Here is a 7,321-nt window from a genome sequence, read left to right as displayed (position 1 = left end):
CTGTTATCCGTGTGCTGGTATTAAGCCCAAGGGTGGGTATTGCGGAACCCGCAGCTTGCGCGCTTAAAGCGGCCGCAAAGGAGTGCATCTTGCCCGATACCGATCATCGCAGCGATATCCTTGTCCTCGGTTCCGGCGCGGCGGGGCTCACCACCGCGCTCCATTTGGCGGACAAGTTCAAGGTGACGGTGCTGGCCAAGGGCGGCTTTGCCGAGGGTTCGACCGCCTGGGCGCAAGGCGGCATCGCCGCGGTGCTGGAAGAGGGCGACACTTTCGAGAGCCATATCGAGGACACGATGGTCGCCGGCGCCGGGCTCAACGACCGCGCGACCGTCGAGATGGTGGTGGAGAACGCCCCCGCCGCGATCGAGCGGCTGGTCCAGCTCGGCGTGCCGTTCAATACCGAGGGCAATGCCCTGCACCTCACCCGCGAGGGCGGCCACAGCCATCGCCGCATCGCCCATGTCGACGATGCGACCGGCCTTGCCGTGCAGACCGCGCTGCTCCGCGCCGCGCAGGCGCATCCGAACATCACTTTGGTGCCCGACATGGTGGTGATCGACCTAGCCACCAGCCGGCATGAACTCCGCTATTCGGGCGCGGGCAATGTCTGGGGCGTCTATGCCTTCAACCGCCGGACCAACCGGGTCGAGCTGTTCACGGCGCGCGCGACCGTGCTGGCGACCGGCGGGGCGGGGCGGACCTACCTGTTCTCCACCGCCCCGCGCGGCGCGACCGGCGACGGCATCGCGATGGCGTGGCGCGCGGGCTGCCGCATCTCGAACATGGAGATGATGCAGTTCCACCCGACCTGCCTCTACAATCTCGACGTCAAGAACTTCCTGATTACCGAGGCGGTGCGCGGCGAGGGCGGGCACCTGCTGCTGCCGCCCGATGCCGGCGAGGAGGCGGGCCACCGCTTCATGCCCGATTTCGACCCCCGGCTGGAGCTGGCGCCGCGCGACATCGTCGCCCGGGCGATTGACCATGAGATCAAGCGGCTCGGCCTCGATTATGTGCACCTGGACATCAGCCACATGGGGGCGGAGTTCGTCCAGCACCATTTCCCGACCATCTACCACCGGCTGCTCGACCTCGACATCGACATGACGAAAGAGCCGATCCCGGTGGTGCCGGCGCAGCATTATACCTGTGGCGGCGTGGTGATCGATCGCGACGGGCGCACCGACCTGCCGGGCCTCTATGCCGCCGGCGAGGTGAGCCAGTCGGGGCTGCACGGCGCCAATCGCCTCGCCTCCAACTCGTTGCTCGAATGCTTCGTGTTCGGCGAGGCCGTGGCAAATCACATTACCGCCAACTGGGGTGACCTTGCCCCGCCGCCGGCGATTCGCCCCTGGGACGAGAGCCGGGTCGCCGATTCCGACGAGGAAGTCGTCATCAAGCAGAACTGGACCGAGATCCGGCGCTTCATGTGGAACTATGTCGGCATCGTGCGGACCACCAAGCGGCTGGAACGTGCCGCGCACCGCATCAAGCTGCTGCGCGAGGAAGTGGCCGACTATTACGGCCATTTCCGCGTCACGCCCGACCTGATCGAGCTGCGCAACCTGCTCGAAAGCGCCGACCTGATCGTCCGCTCTGCGCTGCACCGCAAGGAAAGCCGCGGGCTGCACTATACGCTCGACTATCCGGAGACGCTGGCCGAGGCAGTGGACACGGTGCTGGTGCCGTGAGGCCGTGCCACGGTTCGTCGCTAAGGCGAATCGCTTCGTCGCATCGGGCTTTTATGATACTTTGCCACATCCCGCCGGGCGGCCATTATGGGCCCGGGGCAAGAGGCTGAGTTCGCGTGCGTAAAATCCGTTTTTCCAAGGTCGAGCGGGCGTTGACCGTTGCCGGGCTGGGTCCGGCGTTGCTGCTCGGTTGTGCGGTGCACGAAAATCCGCAGCTCGCCGCCTATTTGCCCGCCCCCAATTACCGCGTGCTGATGCCGATTCCGGCGGCGCAGGCTGCCCCCAAGCCGCAAGTGCCGCCGCCCGCCGCGCTGGTGCAGGTGCTGAGCGGCATTGCCCGCAACTTCCACGGCGTCGTCGGCATCGCTGTCACCAGCATCGAAGGCGGCTGGACCGCGTCGGAAAACGGTGCCCGCAAGCTGCCCCAGCAGAGCGTGAGCAAGCTGTGGGTGGCGATGACCGTGCTCGATCAGGTCGATCAGGGCCGCATCCGCCTCAGCGATCCGCTGGTCATCACCAAATCGGACTTCACGCTGTTCCACCAGCCGGTCGCGTCGCTGGTGAAGGGCGATCAGGGCTATCACAGCACCGTCGGCGAGATCATGCATCGCGCGCTGACGATGAGCGACAATACCTGCAACGACAAGCTGTTGCGGCTGGTCGGCGGGCCTTCGGCGGTGCGTTCGTTCATTGCCCGCAATGCGCTGGGCTCGATCCGCTTCGGACCGGGTGAGAAGCTGTTGCAGCTGGGCACTTCGGGCCTGCCGGCGTGGAAGCCCGAATATTCGATGGGCAACACCTTCGCCGTCGCCCGCGCCAAACTGCCGCGCGCGACCCGCGTGGCGGCGTTCGATTCCTATGTCGCCGATCCGCCCGATGGCGCGGCGCCGCTGGCGATTGCCGGCGCACTGGCGCGGCTGAAGCGCGGCGATCTGCTGTCCCCTGCCTCCACCCAGTGGCTGATCACGACGATGCAGAGCTCGCACACCGGCAAATACCGGCTGCGCGGCGCGGTGCCGCCGGGCTGGAAGTTCGGCCACAAGACCGGCACCGGCCAGGATCTGTTCGGCCGCACGGCGGGCTATAACGATGTCGGCATCCTCACCGCGCCCGATGGCCGCTCCTATGCGCTGGCGGTGATGATCGGCGACACGCCGCGGCCGATCAACGAGCGGCAGATGCTGATGCAGTCAGTGGTGCGCGCGATCGTCGCCCAGCACGATGCCAGTGCCTGAAAACGGGGCTTCGGCCCTGTTCGCAGCGGGATGACGGGCGCCGCGCGCGCTGCTATCTCCCCAACGATGCCGCATCTCTATCTCGTCGATGGCTCCAGCTATATCTTCCGGGCCTATCATCGGCTGCCGCCGCTGACCAACAAGCATGGCGAGCCGGTGGGGGCCGTCTATGGCTATACCACCATGCTCTGGAAGCTGGCCGACGAACTGCACAAGGCCGACGGGCCGACGCATATGGCGGTGATTCTCGACAAGTCCGAGCACACCTTCCGCAACGATCTGTACGACCAGTACAAGGCGCACCGCCCGCCCGCGCCCGAGGATCTGGTGCCGCAGTTCCCGATGATCCGCGACGCCACCCGCGCGTTCAGCCTGCCGTGCATCGAGGAACTGGGCTGGGAAGCGGACGACCTGATCGCCAGCTATACCAAGGCCGCGCTGGCGCAGGGCTGGGCCGTGACGATCGTCAGTTCCGACAAGGATCTGATGCAGCTGATGACCGATCCGTCGGTCGACATGCTCGATACGATGAACAACCGGCGGCTGGGGCCGGATGACACGCGCGAGAAATTCGGCGTCGGCCCGGAAAAGCTGGGCGAAGTGCTGGCGCTGATGGGCGACAGTGTCGACAATGTGCCGGGCGTGCCGGGCATCGGTCCCAAGACGGCGGCCAAGCTGATCCTGGAGCATGGCGACCTCGAATCGGTGCTCGCCGCTGCGCCCGAGATGAAGAAGGGCAAGCTGCGCGACAATCTGATCGAGCATGCCGAGATGGCGCGGCTGAGCCGCAAGCTGGTCGCGCTCGAATGCGACGTGCCGCTGCCCGAGCCGCTCGAGGCACTGGCGCTGCAGGGGATTCCCGACGCGCCGCTGCGCGCGTTCCTGGAGCACCATGGCTTCAAGTCGCTGATCGCGCGGCTGGGCACGGTGGCCGATGCCCCGGTCGCGGAGCCCGAGACGCCCGGTGTGGAGGAAGACCCGCCCTGCAACCATGACGGCTATGAGACCGTTACCGACCTTGCCGCGCTGGAACGCTGGGTGACGGTGGCGCGCCATCAGGGGTGGGTTGCGATCGATACCGAGACGAGCGGGCTGGACGCGACGCAGGCCGATCTGGTCGGGATCAGCATGGCGCTGGCACCGAACCTCGCCTGCTATATCCCGCTCGGCCATGGCGGCACCGACATGTTCGCCGAAAAGCCGGTGCAGATCGACCGCGCGGAGGCGCTCGCCCGGCTGAAGCCTTTGCTGGAAGACCCCGCGGTGCTCAAGATCGGCCATAATCTGAAGTACGACATGATCGTGCTCGGCCGCGCCGGCATCCGCGTCGCGCCCTATGACGATACGATCGTGATGAGCTTCGACCTCGATGCCGGGCTGCACGGGCACGGCATGGACGAGCTGGCGGCGACGCATCTGTCGCACAGCTGCATCGCCTACAAGGACGTGGTCGGCACGGGGAAGAGCCAGCTCAGCTTCGGCCAGGTCGATCTGAAGGCAGCCACCCGCTACGCCGCCGAGGATGCCGATGTGACGCTGCGGCTGTGGCGGCGGCTGAAGCCGCGGCTCGCCTATGAGAGCGTCACCCGCGTCTATGAAATGGTCGATCGGCCGCTGGTGGGCGTGCTGGCGGAAATGGAGAGCGCGGGCATCAAGGTCGATGCCGGGGTGCTCGCCCGGCTGTCCGCCGATTTTTCGCAGCAGATCGCGGCGCTGGAGGAGGAAATCCACAGTATCGCCGGGTTCAAGTTCACCATCGGCAGCCCCAAGCAGCTCGGCGACGTGCTGTTCGACAAGATGGGCATCAAGGGCGGCCGCAAGGGCAAGTCGGGCGTCTATTCGACCGATGTGAACGAGCTGGAGCGCATCGCCGCCGACAAGGATTCGCCCGGCCGCGAGATGGTGCTGAAGGTGCTCGACTGGCGCCAGCTCACCAAGCTCAAATCGACCTATACCGACGCGCTGCAGGCGCAGATCAACCCGGCCACCGGGCGCGTGCACACCAGCTACAGCCTTACCGGCGCGCAGACCGGGCGGCTTTCGTCGACCGATCCGAACCTGCAGAATATCCCGATCCGCACCGAAACCGGCCGCCAGATCCGCGATGCCTTCGTCGCGGAGCCGGGCAATGTCATCCTCTCGGCCGACTATTCGCAGATCGAGCTGCGGCTGGCCGCGCATATCGCCGATGTGCCGGCGCTGCGCACGGCGTTCGAACGCGGCGACGACATCCACAGCATGACCGCGATGGAGTTGTTCGGCGAAGTCAATCGCGACACGCGCGGGCGCGCCAAGACGATCAACTTCGCGATCCTCTACGGCATTTCGCGCTGGGGCCTGGCCGGCCGGCTCGACGTGACGCCCGACGAGGCACAGGCGATGATCAGCCGCTATTTTGAGCGTTTCCCCGGCATCAACCGCTATATCGCCGATACGCTGCGCGAGGCGAAGGAGCGCGGCTATACGACCACGCTGTTCGGCCGGAAGACGCATTTCCCGCGGCTCAAATCGTCCAACCCGAACGAGCGCGCGGGCAGCGAGCGCGCCGCGATCAACGCGCCGATCCAGGGCACCAGCGCCGACATCATCAAGCGCGCCATGGCCCGCATGGGGCCGGCGCTGCGCGAGGCCGGCCTGCCGAACGTGCGGATGCTGCTCCAGGTGCATGACGAACTGGTGTTCGAGTTGCCCGAAGCCGATGTCGCGGCGGCGAAGCCGGTGATCGAGCGGGTGATGGCGACGGCGGCCGAGCCGGCGATCAAGCTCACCGTGCCGCTGGGCGTCGAAATCGGCGTTGGTCCAAGCTGGGGCGCCGCGCATTGAGCCAGGCCGCCGCGTCCGAAGACATCAACGCTCTCGCCAAGGGCGGCCGCACCAACATCATGGGGTTCGTGCTGCGGCTCGCCGCGCGGCTGCCCTTTCTGTTCATCGCCGGCCGCGCCTATGGGCCCGACATCGTCGGCCGCTATGCCATCGCGGTGCTGGTCATCGAGTTCGTCGCGCTGGTCGCCACGCTGGGCCTGAAGCGCGGGCTGGCACAGGCGCTGTCGAGCACGGACCGGCCGCACACGCATGTCGTGTGGGACGCGATGGCCGTCGCCTTCGTAACGGCGCTGATCGCCAGCGGCATATTGGTCGCCTTCCCCCAGGCGCTGTTCCCCAACAGCGCAGTGGTGGGGTTCGAGCGGCTGCTGCCGCTGGTAGTGATCGCCACGGCGCTGTCCGACGTATCGCTTTCGGCGCTTGCCTATCGCCACAATATCGGCGCCTCGGTGACTGCCCGCGCGATCATCGAGCCCTGGACGATCAGCATCGCCGCCTGGCTGTTTTCCTATGTTTCTGCGCGGGACGGGCTGTTGCTGGCCTATGTCCTGTCGATGAGCGCGGCGCTGATCGCATCGCTGGTGCCGTTCCTGCGCGAATATGGGGTTCCGCAAGGCTGGCGCCCGCGTCTTGTCGAAATCTGGGGGCTGGCGCGCCGCAACGCGCCGCTGGCCGGCGCCGATGCGATCGAATGGGCGACGCGCAATGTCGACCGGTTCATCCTGGGGCTGTTGTTCACCCCCACGGTGGTTGGCATCTATTATATGGCGCAGCAGGTCACGTCGGTGCCGCAGCGGCTGAAGTCGAGTTTCGACCCGATCCTGGGGCCGGTCGTGACGCAGAGCCTGGCGGCCAATGATCGTCCCGCGGTCGCCCGGCAGGTGCGTCAGGTCGGTTTCTGGATTCTGTGCGCGCAGGCGGCGCTGGCGGTGATGTTCGCGATTCCCGCGCAAGGCGTGATGGGGCTGATCGGCCGCGAGTTCGTGGTCGGGTCAGGGGCGCTGTGTATCCTGCTGGTCGCCGAAGTGCTCGCCTCGCCGGGGGCCGTGTGCGAAACGGCGCTCGTCTATATCGCCCGCCACACCAATCTGGCGATTTCGCTGTGCGTGCTGCTGCTCCAGATCACGCTCAGCTTCGTGTTCGTGTTCGTTGCGCGCGGCGAGGGGCTGCCGCTGATGGTGCAAGCGGCCGGCCCGGCGCTGGCGCTGGCGCTGTCGCTCACGATCGGTTCGGCAGCGAAGGCGCTGTTGTTGCGGCGGCTGCTCGGCGCGCCGGTGGTCAGCCTGCGTATCAGCTTCTTTGCCGCCATCGGCATGGCGATGCTGGTCGGCTATGCCTTCCTGTCCTTGCCGCGCAAGCTCGAATGGGTCGAACTGGCGGTCGGCATGCCGTCGATCGCGATGACGTTCCTGTTCGTCATCATCCATTTCGGCTTCGGCCCGGAAGACCGCTCGCTGTTTCGCAAGATCCCTCGGCAGGACGAGGTGGCGCGCACGCCGGCAGTGGCGGGAGTGGGGCGGGAGCGCTGACCAGCCCCCGATGGCGCATACTGCGTTGCGCTGATAAGAA

At 66.7% G+C, this 7,321-nt stretch carries 4 protein-coding genes; all 4 read left to right on the top strand.

The annotated features are described in order from the left end of the window. The first annotated feature begins 89 nt into the window (after positions 1 to 89). The 4 genes from nadB to ACT53K_RS19265 all read left to right on the top strand — a co-directional run bounded on the left by nadB (position 90) and on the right by ACT53K_RS19265 (position 7,281). Positions 90 to 1,694 (top strand): L-aspartate oxidase, encoded by a 1,605-nt coding sequence (nadB, locus tag ACT53K_RS19280; protein ID WP_476230441.1) that lies wholly within the window; start codon positions 90 to 92, stop codon positions 1,692 to 1,694. Positions 1,695 to 1,819: 125 nt separating this feature from the next. Continuing rightward, positions 1,820 to 2,929 (top strand): serine hydrolase, encoded by a 1,110-nt coding sequence (locus ACT53K_RS19275; RefSeq protein ID WP_476230443.1) that lies wholly within the window; start codon positions 1,820 to 1,822, stop codon positions 2,927 to 2,929. A gap of 66 nt (positions 2,930 to 2,995) precedes the next feature. Next, complete coding sequence (gene polA, locus ACT53K_RS19270) at positions 2,996 to 5,752, top strand: DNA polymerase I (RefSeq protein ID WP_476230442.1); 2,757 nt, start codon at positions 2,996 to 2,998, stop codon at positions 5,750 to 5,752. Further along, positions 5,749 to 7,281, top strand: a complete 1,533-nt coding sequence (locus tag ACT53K_RS19265; protein WP_476230439.1) for a lipopolysaccharide biosynthesis protein — start codon at positions 5,749 to 5,751, stop codon at positions 7,279 to 7,281. Before polA ends, ACT53K_RS19265 begins: the two co-directional genes overlap by 4 nt. Positions 7,282 to 7,321 lie beyond the last annotated feature (40 nt).

Source organism: Sphingomonas sp. DMC8 (assembly GCF_056314185.1).
The sequence above is the reverse complement of the archived record's forward strand: the minus strand, read 5'-3'. Positions and strand labels throughout refer to the sequence as shown.